The sequence below is a fragment of the Aquabacter albus genome, assembly GCF_040049275.1.
In the GTDB taxonomy this organism is placed as follows: Bacteria; Pseudomonadota; Alphaproteobacteria; order Rhizobiales; family Xanthobacteraceae; genus Aquabacter.
This window is the reverse complement of record NZ_JBDZDT010000001.1, coordinates 1-24137: the sequence shown is the minus strand read 5'-3', so window position 1 is coordinate 24137 and position 24137 is coordinate 1. Positions and strand designations below refer to the sequence as shown.

The following is a 24137-nucleotide window of genomic DNA, read 5'->3' as shown; positions in this document are numbered from 1 at the left end:
CGCCGGGGCGCGGCCATGCCGACTTCCGGCGCCTTTCGCGATAACCGTATTCACAATGAGAAGGGCGGAGGTGAGAGGGCCTATCGCTTTCCTCAGAACCTGAGGGTGAAGTTCCCCTTGAGCATGTTGTTGGTGTCGGTCTCGGTGAGCTGTCCGGCATAGAACAGCGACAGCGAGATGTTGGCGGTGAACGCCATGTCGAGCCCGGCCTCCACCAGGGCAGCGTCGGTGGCGATCGGCACCCCCGAAACCATGAACGGCTGGGCTCCCGGCCTGAACGCGAACAGCGCCTCGGGCGTGGTGTCGTCGAACGCATGCTGCCAGGCCAGCGTTCCCTTCAACGCGGTCGGAATCGCGCCGAGTGCGAACGGCACCGAGATCCGCGCGCCGAGGGTGGAGTACGTCACGCCCTGGCTGGTCCCCGGCGAGGTGAGCGCCGAGGGACCGCCCCATTCGGCGAAGTCGTCGAGATCAACGTTCACGTAGGCGAGGCCGGCGAACGGCTCGAGGTCCACCTGGGCAAAGGAGAGCCCGTAGCCCACCTCGCCGAACACTTGACCAGTGCGGGCCGAGGTGTCGGCGGAGAGGGCATTATAGAAGCCGGGGAACACCACGCTGCGGCTGGCGCTGATGTCGGCCCAGCTGTAAGCCGCACCGAGCCGCAGCCCCAGCGGGCCGAACGTGCCCCCGCCATAGACCGCCACATGGCCGTTGTCGGAGGAGAACGAGGAGCGGGCATCCACCTGGTAGCTGGAGGAGGAGTATCCCGCCGCAAAGCCGAGGCGCCAGTCGCCCGTGGTGCCGGCGAAGGTGCGCTCATAGCCGACGAAGACGCCGGCTGTGTTGCCCGAGATGGTGGCGGCATTGCCGTTGCCGTCGATCTGGCCCCAGGCGCCAAACGCCTGCGCCCAGAAGGCATTCGGCGTGCCCGGCACCTCCAGAACGTCGGTGCCGGCCGCGAGTGGCTCGGCAGGCGCCTTGGCGGCGTAGGGCAGCGGAGCCCTGCCCGGAGCCTGCACCGGCACCCTTGCCCGATCGAGCACGGCTCGGCGCAGGATCAGACTCTCGTTCTGGAACACCGACATGGCCGAGGGATAGACCTCGCCGTCGAAGGCGTTGAACGCCTGCTGGGCGCCGGCGACGCCGGTCTGAGAGACCACGGCGTTGTAGAGCGCGTTACTAGGGCCGAGGGCCTCCACCGCCCCGGCGGTCGAAATCTGGTTCGGCGTCACCGCCACGTTGGGGAATGAGACCTGATTGCGTGCCACGTTCAGATAGACGTCGCCGGGATCGTAGGAGAGGGCGAGGTCGATGAATGGCATGTCCTGGCTGAACGCGCCGAAGGTGCCGACCACGCCGCCCTGGGCGGTGAGGATGGTGTACCGGGTACCCGGCAGGTAGCTGCCCGGCGCCTTGGTCACAGAGACGGTGGCCCCCTTCAGGGTCGCCGCGCCGGTCACGTTGATCAGGTCCGACTGTCCGGCGGGATTGATCTCCACCGTATAGATGGAGCCGGTCGAGAAGGTGAGGGGGCCGTTCACGGTGAGGGTGCCGATGGAGTTGCCTGGCGCAATGGTGCCCCCCGCCACCACCGTGGTCGGGCCAACTGTGCCATTGCCCTTCAGCGTGCCGCCCGAGAGCACATTCATGCTGCCGCCGAGCGTGCCATTCACGGAGAGGATGCCGCCTACGCTGGTGGTGCCTGCGAAGACAGAGCTGTCGCCAGTCAGGCTGATCAGGCCCGCGCCGGAATAGGTCACGGCGCCGGTGCCACTCAATGATCCGGAAGCCGTCGCGCTGCCCGAGGCGAGGTCGAAGGTGACGTTGCCGCCAGGCATCAGCGCGTTGGCGATGCTGATGCCATCCGTGAACCCGAGCGTGGTGCCGCCGGACAGGAGAATGCGCCCGGTGCCCGCGGCCGTCGAGCTGCCGAGCACCAGCGTGCCAGCTGCCACCGTGGTCCCGCCGGTGTAGCTGTTAGCGCCGGTAAGGACTAACGTGCCGGGGCCCATTTGCTCCACGGAGCCGGTGCCGGCAATGAGGCCACCAAAGGTCACAGTGTCGGAGCGGTTGAAGGCCAGGGCGCCGGTGACGACCACATCGCCCTGGATCGACCCCGTGGTTCCGCCACTGCCGATCTGCAGCATGCCGCCGGAGACGAGAGTGCCGCCGGCATAGCTGTTCGCCCCAGTGAGGATCAGCGTGCCGGGACCTGCCTGCACAAGTGCGCCTGCGCCTGAGATCACGCCGCCCGCTGTCAGGGTGGTGCCGCCAGCCACATCGAAGGTGCCGGTGCCGTTGAGCGTCACATTGCGGTTGGTGGTGAAGCTCGCCGCGGTGGCAAGCGTGCCACCGGTGAAGGTCAGCCCACCCGAGGCGACGCCGAGATTGGTGTCAGACGACACCCGCAGGGTGCCGGCCTGCAGCACTGTGCCGCCCTGGTAGCTGTTGGTGCCAGAGAGGATGACAGTGCCGGCGCCGATCTTGGTCAGCGCCCCGGCGCCGACGATGGGCGCGGAGATCGTGGCTGTGGTGGCGTCACCCTCCGCCCAGAGCCGGCCTCCGGCGCCAAGGTCGAGCGCGCCCGCCGTCCCTGCCTGGATCTCATAGCCCGAGGTGAGGAACTCCAGCGTGCCGAAGCCCCGCGTCCCGTCCACCGCCACGATGCCCGCCGGCCGGTCGAACACGCCCGTCTGGCTCGCCCAGGCCGAGGCGCCGCCCCCGGCGTTCAGCCAGAGGTTCGCGGACGTCCAGGTGCCGCCGCCGCCGCGCGTGGTGCCATTCGCGCTCCAGTATTGCAGGCTGGTGTTCAGCACCGTCACCTGGACGTCCACCGCCGATGCGCTCACATCAAGGGCGTTCACGAAGCCGCCGATCTGGGGGGTACCGAGGACCAGTCCGTTGTCGGTGACGCCGCCGCTGGCAAACACCCGATACACGCCGACCCCGTAGCCCGGCAGGTCCGTGATGTTCAGCGTGCCGTTGACCGTGGCCGTGCCGGTGGTGGTGAAGATGCCGCTGGAAATGGTGGGCGTCATGAGGCCCACATTGATGATCGCGCCGGCATCGAGGGTGAGCGAGCCTATGGTGAGCCCGCCGGCGGCGGCGTCCGGGGTGACATGGCTGAGGATGCCGCCCGACGCCACCGTCACTGCGCCACCGATGGTGCCGCCGAAGCCCTCCAGTGTCGCCCCCGAGGCGACGCTGACATTGCCCCCCAGCTTGCCCGCCGTCGTGCCGAGTGTGTCTGTGACTTTGAGGCTGCCGGCATTGACCTGCGTGGAGCCGCTGAAGCCGCTGCTGTCGCCGGAGAGATGCAGAACCTCGCTTCCCTGCTTCAAGAGCATGCCGCTGCCGGTGATGCTGCCGGCAAAGCCCGCCCCACTGTTTTGCATCACGGTGAGGGTCTGGCCGCCCAGCGCGACGACACCACTCGCGGAGGTGCCGGATAGATTGGTAACGGTCGCCCCAGACGTGGTGCCGGAAATGTCCAGCGTCCCGTCCACCATCACTTCGGAAGACGAGGCGATGCTGCCCGCGCCCGACAGAGCCAGCGTGCCGGCGGAGATGGTGGTTGCGCCCGTGAAGGCGCTGGCGCCGGTCAGCGTCTGCGTGCCCGTTCCTTGTTTGACGATGCCGCCCGTCGTCCCGCCGATCGTGCCTGCAAACAGCGAGGTCGATGTGCCGCCGAACGTCAGAGTATTCGTGCCGAGCGTCACATCGGAGCCGGCAACGCCAACCAAGTCACCGATGGTTTGGTTTCCCGAGGCAGCGCTGATGTCAAAATTGGCTCCAGCACCGGCGAGTGTCACGGCCCCGCCCGGGGCAAGCGCACCACCTGCACCAAGAGCCAGCCTGCCGGCATTGATTGTGGTGCCGCCCACGAATGTGTTCGTTCCGGTCAGGGTCAGGACTCCTGTGCCGGACTTGGTCATTTCACCGGAGCCGATGATATTGATCGAGAACGTGTAGTTGGCGTCCGACTGATTGAAATTGATGGTGCCGTTATTGGTCAGACTGGACACACCTGTGATTGCGCCCGCGCTGGTACCCCCTGCCACGGCATTTCCGAGATTGAAGGTGCTGCCGGAATTGATCGTGAAGGTCGCGCCGCTCCCGAATGTCAGGGCGCCGCTGAGATTCAACGTGCCGGAACCTCCCGTTCCGCCGGCCGTACTTGCGCCGGCCTGACCTTTCGCGCCGCCGATGATGAGGCCGCCGCCATTGCCAATGACGATGGACGAGGCAGTATCTACCGAAACCTCGCCGACACCGCCGTTGCCGCCGGTGGCAGCGCCGCCGGAGTCGCCGCCGCCGGCGCTGCCGCCAATCAGAAGAGTCTCCGAAACCGTAAGTGTGCTGCCATTGTTAATTGTCAGAGTGCCAGTTCCTCCTCCTCCGCCGCTGCCGAAGCCGCCCGCGCCGCCACCCGCGCCGCCGACCAAGATCGACCTGTTCACGGTCAACGTGGCGGCGTCCAAGGTAAGACTGCCACTGGAGCCTGCCAGCCCACCCGTGTTGTAGCCACCGCCACCGCCACCGCCGCCAATGCCCACGAAATCATAGGTCCGGTTCGAGATAATTGCGCCGGTGCCAACGCTGACCGCACCGGTGCCCGGCGTCTTGCCGGAAATGTCGGTACCGGAGAGATCGGCCACCCGGCCACCACCACCGCCGCCGCTATCCCCACCACCACCGCCGCCATAAAGACTGCCACCACCGCCGTTATGCCCGGCGCCATTCAATCCTGATCCTGTGCCGGCACCGGCGATGCCGCCAAGATCGAAACGAGTGCCCGTGCCCCCGGCGCCGCCAATCGCGCCGCCGCCGCCCGAGTAGGCAAAGCTACCACCCCCGCCCACGCCACCGCTGCCTCCCGATGCAAACGCGGAAAATTGCCCGCCGGAGCCACCGAGCGCACCGCTTCCACCGTTTCCTCCTTGGGCATTGGCGCCACCGCCGCCACCGCCGCCACCGCCGACGCCCCCACCACCACCGCTCACCTGCCCGCCGGAGCCACCGCCACCGCCACCAATGCCGCCGCCCCCTCCGCCCCCGCCTGTAGCGAAAACTTCAGCCCCGCCGTTTCCGCCAGCTCCGATGAGCAGGTTGTCCGCCTGAACGGTCCCAGCGGCGAGGACCAGGGCGAGGATGGAAACCCCAGCCAGCGCTCCTCGACGCTGCGCATCAGCTCGCGTCACAACCGGCCGCATGATTTCCCCTTCGCATGACTTCCAACCACGCCCTGCGGCCTCACGCCCACGGCATTCGCCGCGTTGTCGTCACCTTGGGTGCCCGGATCGGTGTGTTGAAATCGCTAGGGAAGTTATGCAAGGCAAGGCCTTTGCGAGAAAGAATTATTTCCTATGATTTTTGCAGGGAATTATGCGTTTTGCCGGCGCGGGGCGTCGATGTTCAGGCGCTTCTGGCCGCGCGGCGCTGGGTATCGCCCGGGGTCTCGCCAAACTGACGGCGATACGCGACGGAGAAGTTGGTGACATGGTTATAGCCGGCCTCTTCGGCCGCGCGAGGGATGTTGAAACCTTTGTCCTCGATGAGACGACGACCCAGGTTCAGCCGTTCGCTCCGCTGGAAGGCGGCGAAGGACTGTCCCGCTATCGCGGTGAAGACCTGCAGCAGGCGGTGACGCGTCAGCCCTGCCGATGCGGCCGCCTCGTCCGCCGACAGAGCCCGCTGCGGCCGGGCGCGGATGGCGGCGATCACGTCTTCGACGGCGAAGCGTTCCCCGGGTGTCATCTGCAGTTTGGCGGCCGCGTCTGCGGCATGGCAGGCATCCAGGGCTTCGGCCATGATCTGGGCGCAGATGCCGCCGAGCGCAATGCGCGCGGCCGGGCCGTCGCGCAGGCCGGTGAATACGAGCGACTTCAGTCGCCGTAGTCGATTGCTGATGGAAAAGAGCCTGACGCAGGCGCCGCTGGTCGGGCTTTCGCTAAAGCAGGCGAGGCTCTCTGGCAGGCTGCCGCCGTACCACTGGGCAAGCCGATCCGGGTGGATCGCAACCCCGACATGCCGAACAACCTGCCCTCCTGGGAGAAGGAAGCGGGTGCCGTTTTGCGCGACGCGCAACAGCAAGGCCTTGCCCTGGCCGACCTCGTGAGTGGCACCGTCCGGCGTCAGCAGGAAGGAGCGCCCAATAAGATGCATGAAACTGCCGACAAGAGGCCGGTTCTCGGTGTCATGGTCGGCCTGCATGACGCAGGTTTCCTCGACTTCGAACTCAGCCCGATAAAAGGCAAGGCCGATCTCCAGATCGACCTTCTCCAGGCGCCCACGTCCCCAGGGCAGATCCAATGTGCGGCCGTCGAACTTCCAAAGGCCGGTCCGAAACTCCCCTGCATTGGCAGGTGTCGGCGCAACTTTCACGTCTCGGCTCTCCTTTGGTCAGGCGCGATATCATTCACGCCGGACGGCGCACCGCAAGCGGGCTGTGCATGGCGGCTGTCAGTGGGTGCATGTGGCGCGCCGCAAGACCTCGCGGCACACGTCGCCTTGCTGGACGATCTCGCGGGCGCGGGGATATTTCTGACGGTCACAGAGCTCGCAAACCATCGCGGCATCCCCGCACCGACCTCGACTATTGGTCGATCGATAATCAGTCGATCCGCATCCGCCGGCACATCAGGCCCGTCTCAAAGCTCGAGAGATTTCCCGCGTCGACGAGGAGCGTGGAGAAGCCTCAAGCATGGGCTCCGACCTGGGCTGGCCGCAGCAGCACCTGATCGCTGAGATAGACAGATTCGCTATCGGTGATCTCGAACCCCGCCTCCGCCGCCAGAGGCGTGAGACCTTTCTGCCCACGCAGCATCAGCTTGACACCGGTCTCCGCAACAGTGCTGCGGCGGATGGCATCGTCCCGCGTCACCGAGCCGGTGACCAGCCGCGCACCGTTCCGGAGCACCTTCAGATTAGCGATCACATCGGCATCGTTGCCGTATTCGAACAGTGCGCCTTTTGTCGATGCGGCGAAGATCTCATTCTTGGCGTTCAAATCGTCCACGAGCCGCTGCAACGGGGCCGTGTGGCTCCAGTCATAGGTAACGTGGCGCATGGTGATACTCAGCCCGTGCAATGGGGCGCCCTCAGCCTGCAGCGCAGCCAGTGCATTCATGCCGAAATCGGGCCCGGCTTTCGAGCCGTCCAGCACATGGATGGCGATCGGCCGCTGTGCCAGTTCGGGATGGTCGCGGCGCAGGAAGAGCACCGCATTGATGCTATCCAAAGCCGGGCCACCGCCGATGTTCACAAGGCTCAGCGGCGCCGAGCTCGCGATGAGGTCGCCCAGCAGCCCTTGCACTAGGAATTGCGCGGTCTGCTGCATGCGTAGCCGCAGCAGCGGGACGTGCGGCGAAGAGGCCATGCGGCGGTCCATGGGCGTGTCGAAGGGCAGCACGAGGAAATCCGGGCCGAGCTTCATCACATAGGTGCTGATGCCATCAAGGAAGCCGCCCTCGGGCTGGAGAATGGCCTTCAGGAGCAGCGATTTCCTTGCCGCGGAGCGCAGCACCATGCGCATGACGAAGCCTGGCACGTACCATGGGCGGCGCTGGGCCGCGGCAAAGGCTTCGTATAGTTTGGCGGCCGCCGCCGGGTCCTCCGCTACAAAGAAACGAGGATCGGTGAGATTGATCACCGGCAGGTCGAAGCTAGCCTCCGTGCCCGCATAGTAGATACCCTCGATGTGGGGAGCGGCTATTGGCACGCGTGACCTCCAAGGAACGAAATCCCAGGCTCATCCTCCCGGGAATTCCGCATCTATCAACGTCCTATTGCGGCCCTAGTTGGGCTGTTTCCATGCAGGGGGGACCATGCTGCGTGAGGCTTGTCCGTCTTACCGCCGAAAGCCGCACCCTCAGCACAGCTAGTGGCGCGGGGATCTTCTGGAAGGCGTGAACAATCGCGCGGCTTAACTGCATGAGCGTCTCGCTGGGACGGGAAGAAGACCCTGTCTAACCGTTAAGAGCTACTGCCGAGTGGTTCTGCCAGTCCGATGAGAAGTCCTTCGGGACCGCGGATGTAGCAGAGCCGGTACGAGTCCCCGTATTGAACCACTTCGCCGGCGAGCTGCGCACCGTGCTTGCGGAGTCTGGTGAGTGTTTCTTCGATGTCGCTCACCGTGAACATGGCGCGCAAGTAGCCAAAGGCGTTCACCGGGGCGTTCCGGTGATCGGCGACGACAGACGGGGTGAGAAAACGCGAGAGTTCGAGGCGGCTGTGGCCGTCAGGAGTGACCATCATGGCGATCTCGACGCGCTGATTTCCTAATCCAGTGACACGTCCGGCCCATTCTCCTTCAATCATGGCTCGCCCCTCAAGCGTCAGGCCAAGGTCGGTGAAAAAAGAGACGGCATCATCAAGAAATTCCACCACGATGCCGACATTGTCCATTCGTAGCAATTTGCTTTTAGTCATGATTTCCGTCGTCTCTTTAGGAGGTGGGCGGTCGCGGAGACCTTGCTCTCGCCGGAAGGCGGCGACGCGCCGGTGGCGGGGGATCGACGTGGCGGCTACAGGCCCGAACGGGTGAATGTCACATGCGTGACGCCGCTGGGGGCGTACGTGGTCTCGACCTTGTAGCCCTTCTCAAGACCTTCCAGCCCATCCCAGAGGCGCACGCCCCGTCCGAGCAGGATCGGGACCACCACGATGTGCATATGGTCGACGAGCCCGGCGGCAAGGAAGTCGCGGACCATGCTGGGCCCCCCACCGATGCGCACGTCCTGGCCCCTTGCAGCCTCGCGGGCGGTCGCGAGTGCCTTGGCGGGCGAAGCGTCGATGAAGTGGAATGTCGTGCCGCCCTCCATCTCGATCGACGCACGCGGGTGATGGGTGAGAACGAAGACCGGTGTGTGGAACGGCGGGTTGGGACCCCACCAGCCCTTCCACTCCGGATCCTCATGCCATCCCGGGTAGCCAAACTTCCCCGCACCCATGATCTCGGCGCCGATCCCTGGAAGGAACAGCCGCAGGAAGGCGTCATCGATGCCTCCTGTGCCGCCGGGCTGGCCAAGCATCCTGCGACCCCATTGGGTCTCAAACATCCATTCGTGCAGCCGCTCGCCGGCGTGGCCGAACGGTGCGTCGAGGCTCTGACCTTCGCCGGTGGCGAAACCGTCGAGCGAGACGGAGACGTGTTGGACACGGGCGAGTGACATTAAAGGTGCTCCTTCTCTGCTGAGGGTCGAACCTGGTCGGGAGGCCCGATCGACGGTTCTGGAGCCGTCGGGCAGCCATCCGGCCGCTTCGTTAATGACGAACACGCCTGCGGGAATGCGACATCGCACGGAAATAAAAATGGGAGAGCACCGGTCCGACCTTGTCACCGGCCGATACAGCCGCGGGTATCCGAGGTGAGATGCGCGACCTGAGGCTGCCGATAAGGATCGCTTCAGAAGGCTGGTTCCGGACGCCGACCGGCAGAGCGGCCATGTCCGCAAGCGCCTTCTTACGGCCACTCAAAGCGCCCGCTTTCAGGCCGATCCAATATTGGGTCGAGGCGCGTCTCTGCCCGCCGGTGGAACCGGAACTCGCCGTTCGCGGAGACGCTGCTGTGCTGTGGCTAACCTGTATCTGGGGACAAACAAACTGAGATCAAGAGTTGCTGGCCGCCTCTTTGTGCGCAGATTACAGGCCCTCAGCAAACGAGGGGCCGCGTTCTCGAACCCGGTTCCGCAGATGCAGGGTGACGGGTTATGGCTGCTCCCCACGGTCTGAACGCAGGCGATCGCTCCCAAGATGAGCGTGCCGTGATTATCTCGGGCGGGGGGCCGACAGGGTTGATGCTCGCGGGCGAATTGGCGCTGGCGGGCGTCGACGTCGCCATCGTCGAGCGGCGCCACAACCAGGATCTCGCCGGCTCGCGCGCGGGCGGCCTCCACGCGCGCACTCTCGAGGTCTTCGATCAACGCGGCATTGCGGATCGATTTCTCGCTGAGGGGCAGAAGGTGCAGGTCATCGGGTTTGCCGGGGTCCAGTTTGATCTCAGCGGCTTTCCGACCCGCCATCCCTACAGTCTCGGGCTGCGGCAAAACCATATCGAGCGGATTCTCGCCGGCTGGGTGGATGGACTCAAGGTGCCGATATATCGCGGCATCGAAGTGAAAGGCTTCGCGCAGGACGACACCGGCGTGGATGTCGAGCTGAGCAATGGCCGCTCGCTGCGGGCGCAATATCTCGTCGGATGCGACGGCGGACGCAGCCTGATCCGCAAGGCCGCCGGCATCGCATTCCCTGGATCAGAACCCACCACCAGCAACCTGATCGCCGAAGCCGAGCTCGCGGAGACGCCGCCGGAATGGGGCATCCGCCGTGACGCCCTTGGCACCCATGCCCTCGGCCGGGTGGAATACGAGATCCGAAACGGCAAGATCGTCTATGCGGATCGCGGGCCGGTCGGCATTCTCGTGACCGAGCAGCACGTTGGACAGGCCGGCGAGCCCACCCTTGGTGATCTCAGCGCGGCGCTCATCACCGTCTACGGGACCGATTACGGGATCCATTCTCCCACCTGGATTTCCCGGTTCACCGATGCTGCGCGGCAGGCGGCCTCCTACCGCAAAGGACGTGTGCTGATCGCGGGCGATGCCGCGCACGTGCATCCACCCGACGGCGGCCAGGGTCTCCAGACCGCCGTGCAGGATGCGGTCAACCTGGGATGGAAGCTGGCGCAGGTGGTGAAGGGGGTGTCGCAGGACAGTCTCCTCGACACCTACCATGCCGAGCGCCACCCGATCGGCGCCCGTGTGTTGCGCCACACGATGGCGTCCATCGTCCTTCGCCGTGAAGACGAACGGACGAAGGCGCTGCGCGACACGATGGCAGAACTCCTCGGCATGGAAGAGCCGCGCCGGCGGTTCGCCGCGATGATGTCCGGCCTGGATATTCATTACGACCTTGGAGAGGGGCATCCGCTGCGCGGCCGTCGCATGCCCGATCTTGATCTGGTCACCGAGAACGGCCCGCTGCGGGTCTTCACCCTGCTCAACGCTGCCCGGCCGGTGCTGCTCAATTTCGGTGAGCCCGGCAGCTTCGACATCACGCCGTGGGCGGATCGGGTGCAACGGGTCGACGCCAGATGCGAAGGCGTGTGGGAGCTTCCGGCGCTTGGCGCCGTCACCGCACCTGCGGCCGTACTGATCCGGCCCGATGGACACGTGGTCTGGGCGGGAGAACGCGACCGCTCCGGGCTTGAAGAGGCGCTGGGCAGTTGGTTCGGCGCGCGCCAGCTTGAAGCCCCCGAAGTCTGCTAAATCGTGCAAAAGATCGGATAATGAAAGTAATTTTTATGAATTACATTCCATTTTGAAGCAAAATTCGCATCATATATTTGTTATGCAATCTGGTGGCCGAAGGTAATACCGGAGCGTCAAAGTCGGCCATCGGGTCGCTAGACTGGCTCTGAGGGATGGAAAACAGGAGGCATTCATGGCCGCCATCACCGGAACCAGCAGCGACGACATCCTGAACGGCACCCCCGAAGACGATCAGATCATGGGCCTCGAAGGCAATGACAGGCTCTTCGGCGAGGATGGCAACGACCGCTTGTCGGGAGGGCTTGGCGACGATCATATCGAGGGCGGCGCCGGCGACGACATGCTGTCGCCGAGCTTCTTCGGCAGCCCTGACAGCGAAGCGGGTTTCGACCTGCTCGATGGTGGCCCCGGGAGCGACAGCATCAGCTATTTCTTCACCCGCGTGGGCGTGAACGTGAACCTTCTCACCGGCATCGGCTCCGGTGGGGCGGAAGGTGACCGCTATATCAGCGTGGAAAATGTAGAGGCCACCGCTCAGCACGACGTGATCATCGGCAATGACGCAGACAATGTCATCGATGGCCGCTTTGGCGACGACCATATCGAGGCCGGCGGCGGCGACGACACCATCCATGTCTACGATCAGGCCGACATCGATGGCGGCGCGGGCGTGGACCACCTGGAGATGAATGTCAGCGGCACGCTCGACTGGACCATGGACACCACCACCGAGGGTGCTCATTTCCAGAATATCGAGCAGTTCACCCTCTACGGCGCGGACACCGACGACGTGTTCCGCACCGGCGATTATTCCGACCTGCTTTACGGCAATTTCGGCGACGACATCCTCTCGGGCGGGGGCGGGGACGACGAGATTCATGGCGGCAACGGCAACGACGTGATCGAAGGCGGCATGGGCGCCGACATCCTGTACGGCAACGAGTTCGCCTGGACCTATGACGACACGGCGGTCTACGCCCATTCCGCCGCCGGCGTGACGGTCGATCTCGTGTCTGGCCGTGGCTTTGGCGGGGATGCGGAAGGCGACACGCTGTTCTTCTTCCACAACGTGGTCGGCTCGGCCCACGGCGATACGCTCATCGGCACCACGCTTGATGACAGGCTCGACGGCGGGGCGGGCGATGACCACCTCATTTCCGGCGGCAATTCGGGCCGGGATTCCGACTTCCAGAATGGCGGGGACCTGTTGCGGGGCGGTGCCGGCGCCGACATCCTGGAAGCTTCGGCCGGGTCCGAGAATGAGCCGACGCGTGCCACGTATGACACGTCATCCGCCGGCGTCACCGTGAATCTGGCCAACGGCCGGGGGACGGGTGGGGACGCCCAGGGCGACACGCTCATCCGCATCAAGGATGTGGAGGGCTCAGCCCATGATGACACGCTCCTTGGCAGCTCAAGCCGCGACTTCCTGAATGGTGCGGCGGGTGCCGACCACGTGGAAGGGGGAGGGGGCCACGATTCCCTGCATGGTGGGGCCGGCGGTGATGTCATCGCGGGCGGAGAAGGCAATGACTGGCTGGTGGGCGGCGAGGGCTCGGACACGTTCATCTATGACATGGAAGCCGGCAGCCGCGACCGCATCGTGGATTTCCAGGCCGGCGACGGCGGCGACATCATCGGGCTCACCAAGGCGGCGCAGGATTGGGCCGGCATCCATTCCTTCGGCGATCTCGTGGCCCACGCCGACGACACGCCGGACGGCCTTTACATCGATCTCGGCGATGGCCGCCCCTGGACCTATGGCATCCTGATGGAGAACACCCACGTCGCCGATCTCTCGGCGGACAATCTGCATCTCATGTGACACCTGATGCGCGCCGCGGCGATGCTGCTGCGCGCATCCACCCCCCTGTGATTGATGTCGAACTGCATCAGTAGACGGCACGCATGAAGCGCCCCACCGATGTATGTGAGCTGGGATGGTTGGCCGTCGCGATGGCGCGGGGCGGGCTCAGGCGGTTTCGGCCTCGGAGCTCCCCATCATGGCGGGGTCCATCCAGTTGATTCCCCATAAGTGGCCGTCGGGATCTTCAAAGCTACGGCCGTACATCATTTCATACTCGTCGACCTTGCTGGGGTCGGCTTTGCCGCCAGCGGAGACCGCGGCCTCGACCTTGCCGTCCACCTCCGCGCGGCTCGCCGCAGTGAGGCAGAGCAGCACTTGGATCACCTCACGCGCGTCCGCGATCGGCCGGGGGCAGAATTCGGCGAACTTTGCGTGGGTCATCAGCATCAGGTGGATGGCATCGGAGAAAACCATGCAGGTGGCGGTCTCATCGCTGAAGTGAAGGTGCCGGGTGGCGCCTACGGCCTCGTAGAAGGCGACGGATCGGGCGAGGTCGGTAACGGGCAGGTTCACGAAGATCATCTGTGGCATGGCATTCCTCCGCGGTACGCTCACCTAGGACGCGCCAGCCCGCACTGACCCGACAGGCGGGCGAAAAAATCTCGCCCGCGGTCCCGAGGCCTGCTCGGGGTCATCTCCAGCCGGCCCTCAACAGCCGTCGCGCCAGGAGCGGACCTTCGTTCACTCAGCATGGGCAGATTTTGCTCGCTGCTAAAGCCAATTGGAATGACTATCCAAGCAGCGATGCAGAACTAGAAGCCTCTTAAAGAGCCTCGCCCGACTCCCGGCAGCGGTTGCAGGAATAGCCAGCTGAAATTCGCCTATGCCAGCGCCCAAATGCCTAAGGCGCGGAAAAGAAAACATCTTAACAGGAAAACTGCTTAATCTCCTGCGGTCACAGCTTATTTATTGGTAAGCTCAGCATCCGCCACAAAGACATATCCAATGCCTCGCGCGGTGTGAATTGGAAGGTTGGCCTGGCATTCAAGGGCAATCCTTCGCCTTAAACGGTAAATGACGGTGTCAACGCTACGCCCCGTGCCCTGCTGGTCGGATGCGTTGAGCAGGATACGCAATTGATCTCTCGAAACAGGGGTCCCCGGGCGCTCCATAAGGCTTGTCAGGATCGAAAATTCAGCTTTCGACACCTGAATGGATTGGGCCGTGGGAGTGATCAGTGTCCAGGATTTGGCATTGAACGTCCACGTTTCGGCAACGGGAGCAAGACTGGACATCAGGCGCTTGTGCAAGTTGCGGATGAGGAGCTCAAGCTCTTCGGGCTCCACCGGCTTCACGAGATAATGGTCGGCGCCGATGGACAGGCCGAGCAGCCGATCCTCCTTGGGCGAGCGGGCTGTCATAAGGACGATGCCGATATTGCTCGCCGCCCTGAGCCGCGCTGCCACGGTGAAGCCGCTCTCGCCCGGCAGATTGACATCCAGCACGACGATGTCGGCCGGGTCCTTCTTCAGCTCCGGCCAGAGATCGTTGGCGCAGCCAATCCCTCGGGCGTTCATCCCCACTTCCCGGAGAAATCGGCACAACGTGTCGCGCAGGTCGGCCTCGTCCTCCACCAGGACGACGCGGATCTTGTCGGGAGCGTTCGTCATCTGATCTTTGGTCATGCGGGCGTTTCAGGCAGATGCCGTCTCTTGAGCCGGAAGCGTGAGTGTGAACAGGCTGCCTTTTCCCAGTACGCTCGCGACCTCGATCCGGCCACCATGCAAGATCGCGATCCGTTGCGCCACATGGAGGCCGAGACCGAGCCCCGGCCGGGCGAGGGATTGTTGGCCGCGGAAGTATCTGTCAAAGATCAGGGCCTGCTCATCTTCGATGATCCCGAGCCCGCGATCTTCTACGGTTATAAGTATGGAATGAGCCGCCTCGTCTGCCCTCACCACGACATCAACAGGTAGGTCATCTTCTGAGTATTTAAGCGCATTGCCGATCAAATTATCCACGATAATGCCGACAAGGGTAGGGTCAATGTCCGCATGGATGCCGGGTTCGATATCCGTCCGCACGGTTCGGCTTCGCGTAACGGCCCGTTCGGCTGCCCTTTGCTCGATCAGCTCCGAAATATTGGTCCTGATCCGTTTGACTTGCAGCGACGCGTCATCGAGCCGCTCGTCGGCGAGACAGGCATCGATGAAGCTCACGAGGCGCTCGACGGCGCGGGCCATCTTCTCAAGCTCGGCATGGATCGGCGCGGCAATCCCCCTTGCATAGAGGCCGATCATGGAGATGGACGCGCGGATGATGCCGAGCGGGGAGCGGAATTCATGGCTGACCATGGCGAGCAGGTGGCGCTGCTCCCGCAGCATGGTCTGCAGCGCCTGCTCCGCGGCGCGACGCGACCCCACCTCCTCCTCCAGGGCACGCGTGCGCTGCCGCACCGCGGCCTCGAGCGCGACGCCTTCGCTGTGCATGCGCACCAGCAATTCGTCCTGCAATCGCAGTTTTGCCTGCTCTGCCGTGCGCATCCGCGTGGCCAGCCCGAGCAGAATGCTGGTGGCATGCACGCAGGCCACGGCCTGATAGCCCCATTCGGTGAAGGGGGTGACCGGCAGCAGTCCGAGGAAGCGTCCCTGGGCGATGAGCATGGTGAGGCTGTAAACCGAGAAGCCCACGAAGAAGATGGTGCCGGCGGGCTCGTTCGCGCGCATGAAGCGGAAGGCCACGACGGGGGTGAGGAAGGTGAGCAGCAGGACGAACCCGGAGAGGGCCGGGGCGATATTGCCATAGAAGCCGGCCACGCTTGCGATGATCGCGCAGATGCCGAGCCCGATGGTCACGACACAGACCAGATGCAGGCGGGGAAATCTTTTCCATGTGGAGAAAACCTCCACCACCACACAGGTTGCCAGCGTGACGCTGCCGAAGGCGGCGACGCCTATGATCCGCCGCGCGAATTCGGGGCTGATCGAGGGCTTCAGCAGGGAGAGATATCCGTCATTGATGAGGAAGAGGACGGACGTCACCAACATGTAGAAGCCATAGACGATAAGGCTTCGTTCCCGCAGCGTCACGCCGAAGGTGAAGCCGGCCACGGCCGTGAAGAGCAGAAATCCGCAGATGAGCGAATAGAGAAGCGAGAGGCGCAGAAGGTAATCATAGAGCGGCGCCGTGCGCCAGATTTCGGGGCTGAGGCTGATGGATCGCGCCCCCGCAAGGCGCACATAGATGGTCTGCTCCCGCGGCTCGGAAAAATCGAGCGGGAACAGATAAGCCTGCATCCGGGCCCGTTGCGCCTGAACCACGGTCAGGGCGCCGCCCTCTTCGTGGATATAGCCGGGAGCCCCGTCCGGTGCGGGCAGATAGACATCGAGCCGGTCCACCAGAGGCGCCACCAGGGCAAGCCACCACTGGCCGTATGCTAGGGGCGCGGCCGGTACGATGCTGAACCGGATCCAATAGGCGCCGCTCCGGATGAAGCCGCCATTGAAGCCGCCCGCTAAGGGAGAAAAGCGGGCATCCATCCGCCCCGAGGCGAGATCGTCGATGGAAAGCGAGCCATCCTCGTCTCGCAAAACCTCCATATGTCCATCGGCGCTTTGATGGTCGCTCGCACCTGTGATGATTAAAGGAGCCGCAGCACAGGCTGACGCGGTGGCGAGGACATATAGCGACGCCAAAACAAACAAGAACGCACATGCTGCGCCGCGCATCGCCAAGTAAGCCCCCGCTTCCTCGGCATTACATAGCCCGAGATGTGCAGGTTTTACGACAAGAATTCGGCTTCCCCATCGATTTCAGGCAATTGTCAAAATACGTGACAATTCGATTCAAAACTCTACGACATAATTCTGGATTTATAGTGCCTCTTCCCCTTAGACATATCGACGGGTCGGATTGCGCCCGTGGCTATCGGTCGGGGTTCTTCACTGCCGTCCGTGCCAAGTCTGCGGAGCGTTGTGGGGGCAAGCTTCGATGTTCATTAGATCCGTTTTCTCGGGCGGCGGCTCCGCGCGCGGCGCGTGCCATGCCGCCATCTGGAAAAGGCCTTCGCACAGGATGATGCGGGCCTTCTGACGCTATCCCGAATGGATCGATCGCACCGGGCTTTTGCCAGGTGCTGACCTTTGAACCCGCACGTCCTCGCACGTCGCCGGAGCGTCAGCCATGTCCAATTTCCAAACTCTATCGAATTCCCGGATCCTCGGCTTTTCCCGTCGCGTCGCTCTGCTGGGCGGCATCAACGCCGGCGCCCTTCTCATTGGCCTGTCCTCCATCAGCCAACCCGCCAGCGCCGATCCCCTCAGCCAGGTGCTTATCTCAACGGATGGCTCGCCCGGCCACGCGGGGTGGACCGACAGTTTCGCTTCCGGTCCCGGTAATCCAGGCATTTCCCGGACGATTACGCTGTCCACCTCCTATACCGCCGGGGCCACGGGCCCCGCAGTGGAGATCGGCTCCGTCGGCGGCAATGGCGGGAAAGGAGACAATTGCTGCTTCGCCACTCTGATAGCTGGCGGAAATGGTGGCAGCGGCGGCAACCTTACCCTGCTCCAGACCGGCAGTCTCACGGGCACGGGCGATCAACCCGACGCATCGAGCGCGGACAATCCCCTCAAGGCTCGCGTGGGGCTTCTGAAAGTCTACTCCTATGGCGGCAATGGCGGCCCCGGGGGCCTTGGCGGCGGAGGCGGCGCCGGCGGGACGGTCTCGGTGACCCTTGGCACTTCGCTGATAGCAGCCGGCAGCAATTTCGCCGGCATCCTGGCCCAGTCACTAGGGGGCGATGCAGGCAAGGACGGTGTCAACCAGGACCAGATCTTCTCCAATGCGGGCGGCGCCGGCGGGACGGTCTCGGTGACGTTGAATACGGGCAGCACCGTCTCGACCGCAGGGAACAGCTCTCCCGGCGTGATCGCTCAATCCATCGGCGGCGTGGGCACCATGAGCGGCACCACCAAGGGCTCTGGAGACTATGTGTCGCAAGGCGGCGCCGGCGGGGCCGTGAGCTTCACGAGCGACGGGTCGATCAAGACCTCGGGCGCGTCCTCCCTTGGGGTCATTCTCCAAAGCGTGGGAGGGGGCGGCGGTAACGAGCCAATGTCGGGCGGCAATCCCGGTGGGGCCGGCGGCATGGCGGGGGCCATTGGCGCAAGTCATACGGGGACGATCTCCACGACAGGCGATTATTCCATCGGCCTTTTCGCGCAGTCCGTCGGCGGCACCGGCGGAACGGGGGGCGCCGGGATCTTCGGCGGCGGTGACGGTGGCGCGGCGGGTGCCGGCGGCACCATCACCTTGGTGAATACAGGCACAATCCGTACGGAAGGACAGGCGTCCTACGCGCTTTTTGCCCAGAGCATCGGCGGGGGAAACGCGGACGATTCCTATCGGTCAGGGCCGATACCGATTTCGCCCGCCCCCGGGACCGGCAGCGGCGGTGGGGCCGGCGGCAACGGGCTGCTCTTTTTCAGCTCGGGTGGCGCGGGCGGAACAGGCGGTAACGGCGGCTCCGTCTCCATGACCAATGGGGGTGCGCTCTCAACCACGGGCGACGAGGCCTATGGCATGCTGGCCCAGAGCGTGGGCGGCGGTGGCGGCGTGGGCGGAGATGCCTTCTCCATAGGCCTCTTTACCAACTCCAGTGGCCCCGTCATCGGTGCCGCACTGGGGGGCTCGGGCACCGACTCGGGCACCGGCGGCGGCGGCGGGAATGGCGGAACTGTGACCATCAAGGGGTCATCGTCCAGCGCGTCGGGGATCTCGCCTTCCATCACCACCTCGGGAGATGCTGCAAGCGCGATCCTTGCCCAGAGCATTGGCGGTTCGGGCGGCACCGGCGGTACGGCCAGGGCCTATACGGTCGGTGTTGTTGCAGCCTACGCAAGTTCCATAGGCGGCCAGGGTGGCGCCGGCGGGAATGGCGGCTCGGTCACCATCGACAACACGTCCGTCATTACGACGTCCGGCATTGAATCATATGGCATCCAGGCTTTGAGCGTCGGCGGCGGCGGCGGCTCCGGCGGCGCAGCGTTCGCCTATGCCATGGCAGTATCTCCCCCGGATGCGCCCGGAGCGTCCCTCAGCTATGCGGTTGGCGGATCAGGAGGGGCTGGCGGAATAGCGGGTCCCGTCACAGTCGTTAACGATGCCATCATTGTCACCACCGGCATGGCATCCTCCGGCATTCAGGCGATCAGCGTTGGCGGCGGCGGCGGCACCGGCAGCATGGCCTCGGCCATCAGCAACACCTTGAGCTACCAGCCCAGCATGAACATCAGCATTGCCATTGGCGGCGATGGCAGCGGCGGAGGCGCGGGCAGCACCGTCAATATCACAAACAATTCTTCCATCGAGACATCCGGCCACTTTGCCCAGGGCATCGTTGCCCTCAGCATCGGCGGGGGCGGTGGTGCTGCCGGAAGCGCCAGCACCACCACCTCCACCGGCACGAGCTGGGATGATCAGATGGACGATTTCACGTCCAACTTGCCAACCGGCGATTCCATTGGGATCACCCTTACGGTGGGAGGAAACGCAGGCGGCGGCGGTTCGGGCGGCGCCGTAACCGTGGACAACACCAAGACCTTGCTGACGCACGGAATGAACGCTGCGGGCATATTGGCTCAGAGCATTGGCGGCGGCGGCGGTGTGGGGGGCGGGTATCTCACGAACAACTCAGCCACCGCAGCCTTTAGCCTAAGCATTGGCGGCACCGGTGGCGTTGGCGGGAGTGGCGGTACGGTATCCGTCACCAACCGTGCGAACGCCGGTATCGCGACGGATCGCTCGGGTTCATTCGGCATTATCGCGCAGAGCGTCGGTGGCGGCGGCGGCCTGGGCGGCTCCTTCACCGGAAGCGTGAAGGCCCCCGTCTCATATGGCGATGATCCGTTGAACTTTATATTTGCATTGACCGGGGAGCTGCTCAAATCAGACAAAGTGGCGTCAAGCTTGTTCGGTGATCCAAAAAAGAAGGAGGCAGAGGCAACTTTCTTAGACAAGAATAGCACGCAGCAAGAGAAGCTTGCTGCCGCCAAAGATATACTCGGATTTATCAAAACTTTGACGTCAGATGGATCATTTTTTGAGAATTTGGCCGATGCAAGTCTGGATATATTGTGGGATCAGCTCGGCGACCAAATCAAGGATCAATTGAAGGAAGCGGGCTTCGAGAGCCAGAAACTGCCCAATGTGGCGCTCGCTTTTGGCGTGGGCGGCAGCGGAGGCGGCGGCGGTTCGGGCGGGCCGGTCGGCATCCAGAATGACGGCACCATCACCACGCGCGGAGATAATGCCTACGGCATCTTCGCCCAATCCGTGGGCGGCGGCGGCGGCATCGGCGGCAGCGGCATGGCTCTCGGCAACAATAACATCAACGTCGATTTCACTGTCGGCGGCACCGGCGGGGCGGGCGGAAACGGCGGCACGGTGATTGCTCGCAATACTGGCGATATCCTCACCGAGGGCGGAGGTTCCTACGGTCTGTTCGCGCAAAGTGTGGGCGGCGGCGGCGGCCTCGGAGGCTCTGCCTCCAGCGCCAACACCATTTCCATGTCTGCCACGGTCGCCCTGGGCGGCAGGGGCGGCGTCAGCTCCGACGGTGGCAGCGTCACCGTCAACAATTCCGGAACCATTCGGACACAGGGCTACCAGTCGCACGCCTTGGTGGCGCAGAGCGTTGGCGGCGGTGGTGGCGCTGCCTTTATGAGCCTCACCGATGTCTTCGATCCCTATGCGCTCGCAACCTCTGCCCTGGAGGGGCAGGCGATGCAGGATGCGCTCACCATTCTTGCGGCCCTCGGCATCACCAAGAGCGGCAATGCCCAGGACACCCCTTCCACCATCCTGCCGTCGCCCTCAGCCAATCTGCGGATCGGCGGCTCCGGCGTCGCGGGCGGGAGCGGTGGCGGTGTGACCGTCAACCACAGCGGAACGATCGCGACCCTTGGGGACGCCGCATTCGGCATCTTTGCTCAGAGCATCGGCGGTGGCGGCGGCTTTGCCGGCGACACGGGCGGCTCAGGACTTCTGTCGATCGCCGCGAATATTGGCGGCGCGGGCGGCGTGGCCGGCAATGGCGGCACTGTCGCCGTGAATTTCGGCCCCAATGGCCGCATCACCACCTCAGGCAATGGTGCGACGGCGGTATTTCTCCAGTCCATTGGCGGCGGCGGGGGCTATGGCGGCGCGGGCGGCTTCAGCGCCCCTTACGACATCCACGGCGGCTTCGTGTCGGATGGCGGATCGAACGGCAATGGCGGGGCCATTACCGTGGGGATGACCGGCTCCGATGCCCTCCTGAACATCAAGACGCATGGCGCTCAGGCCCATGGCATTTTCGCCCAGAGCCTCGGTGGCGGCGGCGGATCCATCTACGATATGAATGGAGCGCTTCTCCCGCTCCAGTCTGCGCAGTCCGGACGCCAGAATGCCCTGGGCACGGGTGGAGCGGTGACCATCAATACGGCGGGCGCCATCGAAGCGCTGGGCGCGAACTCCTACGGCATCTTCGTCCAGAGCGGTGTTCAGAAGGCGGACGGAACCCTTGATCCCACGCGCACCGGCGGGGTGGTTTCTATCTCCCATTCGGGCACCCTCACGGGCGGCTCGGGCAGCGGCGCGGCGATCCGCATCGATGGCGGCGCTCCGCTCAGCGCCGGCGGCAACACCATAAGCTTCGCCAGCGGTTCCACCGTCTCCGCCTTGTCCGGCCAAGCCATTCTCTCCTCCTTCGGGACGGATCTGGTCCAAAATGCAGGCAAGGTCATCGGCGACGTGAATCTTGCGGTTGGGAGTTCCACCGAGTTCAACCAGTTCAGCAACCTGGCGGGCGGCATCTACCGCACGGCCGGAACGGGCACCGTCAATCTCGGTGCCAATGGCGCATTCGCAAATAACGGAACTTTCGACATTGGCGGGGTCGGCACCTTCGCCACGGCCAACCTCACGGGCCTGTTCCAGCAGGGGGCGGGGGGAACTTTTCTGGTGGACGTAACGAGCACGCCCACGTCCGGCAAACCCACGAATGACGTGCTGAACGTCACCGGCGGCGCCCGGCTCGGCGGCGTTCTTCAGGCGAACGTGGAGGGCGGCCTTCTGCCGGGCAGCAGCTTCGTGGTCCTGAATGCCAGCGGGCCCATCACCGGCGGCTTCTCCGTCACCAACGCCGCTGCGGGCAGCCCATTCGCCTGGACGGCTGTGAATGGCGGCACAACGGTGGTGATCGTCCCGAATGCCAATTTCGTGACCCCGACCGGTATGGTCGCCTCTGCCTCCGAGCTGAGCCACATGAGTTATCTCCAGGGGATCTGGAACAACGGGGGCAGGGATACTGATAATGCCACCTTGTTCGGCAATTATGCCCGGTCGGCTTCGCCCCAAAGCTATATGAGCGCCGTCGACAGCTTCGTGCCGGAGGAATCCAGCAGCGTGGGCGCCAACCAAACCAGTAATACTCTTGTTTCCATGACCGCGGCGATGAGCTGCCCGATGTTCGTCGGCACGGGCACGCTTCTGGAGGAGACAAACTGCGCCTGGGCCCGCATCATCGGCAATTGGGTGGACCGCACCACGTCAAACGTGGCGGACGGCTACAATGGGAGCAGCGTCACCTATCGCGTGGGCGTGCAGCGTGAAGTCGTCTCCGACTGGTTTGTCGGGGCGACCGCGGGCTTCACCCAATCCTGGCTCACCGACAGCAACGGCTTCTCCAGCACCGAAGGCAACAGCGCGGACGCGGCCATCGCGCTGAAGCACCAGATCGGCCCGTGGCTGTTCGCAGCCTCCGGGCACCTGGGCTTCGGCAGCTACGACACGGACCGGACCTTGACCGTCGGTCCCGCCGTGTGGACCGCGAGCGGCACCTCCAGCGTTCTGACGGCAGCCGCCCGGCTCCGCGCGAGCTACGAGTTCGCCTTCCCCACCTGGTATGTGCGGCCCTTTGCCGATGTGAACTTCCTGTACACCTACATGCCCAGCAGCACGGAGCAGGGGGTGGGCGGGCCGGGCCTGCAGATGTCTTCGGTCGACCAGTTCAATATCGCGCTCAGCCCGAACCTCGAGATCGGCGCGCGGTTGGATCTCGATCCCCAGACATGGCTGCGGCCCTATGCCAGCGTCGGCATGACCTATTTCACCACGGACAGCATGGCGATGAATGTCCAGCTCACCTCGCTCTCGGCCCCGCCGGAAAACTTCGTCACGCAAATCGTTCTGCCGCAGACACTCCTGAACCTCGGTGCCGGCCTCCAGCTCGTCTCCGCGAAGGGCTATGAATTGCGGGCCGAATACAAGGCGGATATCGGCAACGATTATCTCGCACAGGAATTGAGCGCGCGCTTCGCCGTTCCGTTCTAGCGATACGCCACGGGGAGGCGCGCCGGACACCCGACGCGCCCGCTCTAGGCTCAATATGGTGGTTCGGAAATCAGGTCACAGCATTGACATCCAGGCGCGTGAACTGGATGACGCATTGCTCCGCCTCCAAGCGGGCAGTGGACATTACCGCTCCTGGCGGATGTCGTTGAAAAAGTCGTCGCTGGAGGGGCCGTACATTGGCGCTGGTGTCGGGCGTGCGCCTCGCCCTCAAGCCGTCGCCACTCTCGGGGCATTCGGCAGGAGCTTGGCAAGCTTCCTGAGGTTCTGAGCAGCGGCAGCCAGGTGGAACTCGTCTCGGGCGCCGTTTGGACCTCGCAGGCGCAGCCGGTCCAATCTCAAGATGCGCTTCAGGTGGGCGAACAGCATCTCCACCTTCTTCCGCTGTCGGCGCGAGGTGAGGTATGTCTCTGTGGCCGCGATGTCCCGCGCCATGTCACGGGCGCCTTCATGGATCGATCGCAGGATCTTGCGTGCCGGCGTGTTCGGGCAGCATTGCGGCTTCAGGGAACAGGCATCGCAATCGAACTTGCTGGCGTGATAGCGCATCAAGCCGTTCTCATCGACAAGCGGTCGCTCGGTTCGATAGACCTTCTGGCGAAGCCTCAACTGCCTCCCGGATGGGCAGGTGTATAGATCGCGGGCGTGGTCGTAGGTGAAGTCTGACC

Annotated in this window: 13 protein-coding genes; 4 read left to right on the top strand and 9 right to left on the bottom strand. The window is 64.3% G+C overall.

Annotation, left to right across the window (positions count from 1 at the left end):
- Positions 1 to 92 precede the first annotated feature (92 nt).
- Entirely contained in the window at positions 93 to 4862 is a 4770-nt protein-coding gene (locus tag ABLE91_RS00065) for an autotransporter domain-containing protein (RefSeq protein WP_348927185.1), read from the bottom strand.
- A 33-nt stretch (positions 4863 to 4895) separates the two neighbouring features.
- Between ABLE91_RS00065 and ABLE91_RS00060 the strand changes: the two genes are divergently transcribed.
- Positions 4896 to 5231 (top strand): hypothetical protein, encoded by a 336-nt coding sequence (locus tag ABLE91_RS00060; RefSeq protein WP_348927182.1) that lies wholly within the window; start codon positions 4896 to 4898, stop codon positions 5229 to 5231.
- 184 nt (positions 5232 to 5415) lie between these two features.
- Here the strand turns inward: ABLE91_RS00060 and ABLE91_RS00055 are convergent, their stop codons facing one another.
- The 4 genes from ABLE91_RS00055 to ABLE91_RS00040 form a co-directional block, all read right to left on the bottom strand.
- Positions 5416 to 6384, bottom strand: a complete 969-nt coding sequence (locus ABLE91_RS00055) for a helix-turn-helix domain-containing protein (RefSeq protein ID WP_348927180.1) — start codon at positions 6382 to 6384, stop codon at positions 5416 to 5418.
- Between the two features lie 313 nt (positions 6385 to 6697).
- On the bottom strand, positions 6698 to 7720 hold the full coding sequence (locus ABLE91_RS00050) for a hypothetical protein (RefSeq protein WP_348927178.1): 1023 nt from the start codon (positions 7718 to 7720) through the stop codon (positions 6698 to 6700).
- Between the two features lie 254 nt (positions 7721 to 7974).
- Positions 7975 to 8430, bottom strand: coding sequence for a VOC family protein (locus ABLE91_RS00045; RefSeq protein WP_348927175.1), 456 nt, complete (start codon positions 8428 to 8430; stop codon positions 7975 to 7977).
- A 95-nt stretch (positions 8431 to 8525) separates the two neighbouring features.
- Positions 8526 to 9173 carry a dihydrofolate reductase family protein gene (locus ABLE91_RS00040; RefSeq protein WP_348927173.1) on the bottom strand — a complete coding sequence of 216 codons (648 nt, stop codon included), beginning with the start codon at positions 9171 to 9173 and terminating at the stop codon, positions 8526 to 8528.
- Positions 9174 to 9710: 537 nt separating this feature from the next.
- On the opposite strand from ABLE91_RS00040, the gene ABLE91_RS00035 reads away from it, so the two are divergent.
- Both ABLE91_RS00035 and ABLE91_RS00030 read left to right on the top strand, forming a co-directional pair.
- Positions 9711 to 11267, top strand: a complete 1557-nt coding sequence (locus ABLE91_RS00035; protein ID WP_348927170.1) for an FAD-dependent monooxygenase — start codon at positions 9711 to 9713, stop codon at positions 11265 to 11267.
- A gap of 175 nt (positions 11268 to 11442) precedes the next feature.
- A complete protein-coding gene (locus tag ABLE91_RS00030; RefSeq protein ID WP_348927168.1) occupies positions 11443 to 13095 on the top strand; it encodes a calcium-binding protein in 1653 nt (550 codons plus the stop codon).
- 147 nt (positions 13096 to 13242) lie between these two features.
- On the opposite strand, the gene ABLE91_RS00025 is transcribed toward ABLE91_RS00030, so the two are convergent.
- The 3 genes from ABLE91_RS00025 to ABLE91_RS00015 form a co-directional block, all read right to left on the bottom strand.
- On the bottom strand, positions 13243 to 13668 hold the full coding sequence (locus ABLE91_RS00025; protein WP_348927166.1) for a VOC family protein: 426 nt from the start codon (positions 13666 to 13668) through the stop codon (positions 13243 to 13245).
- A 371-nt stretch (positions 13669 to 14039) separates the two neighbouring features.
- Positions 14040 to 14762: a response regulator transcription factor gene (locus ABLE91_RS00020; protein WP_348927163.1), complete on the bottom strand. Its 723-nt coding sequence runs from the start codon at positions 14760 to 14762 to the stop codon at positions 14040 to 14042.
- Positions 14763 to 14771: 9 nt separating this feature from the next.
- Positions 14772 to 16805 (bottom strand): sensor histidine kinase, encoded by a 2034-nt coding sequence (locus ABLE91_RS00015; protein WP_348928285.1) that lies wholly within the window; start codon positions 16803 to 16805, stop codon positions 14772 to 14774.
- Positions 16806 to 17259: 454 nt separating this feature from the next.
- Between ABLE91_RS00015 and ABLE91_RS00010 the strand changes: the two genes are divergently transcribed.
- The gene (locus ABLE91_RS00010) at positions 17260 to 23451 is read left to right on the top strand and encodes an autotransporter outer membrane beta-barrel domain-containing protein (RefSeq protein WP_348927160.1); all 6192 of its coding nucleotides are present in this window, start codon (positions 17260 to 17262) and stop codon (positions 23449 to 23451) included.
- Positions 23452 to 23679: 228 nt separating this feature from the next.
- On the opposite strand, the gene ABLE91_RS00005 is transcribed toward ABLE91_RS00010, so the two are convergent.
- On the bottom strand, positions 23680 to 24137 hold a 458-nt coding region (locus tag ABLE91_RS00005), incomplete at its 5' end, for a transposase (protein WP_348927158.1).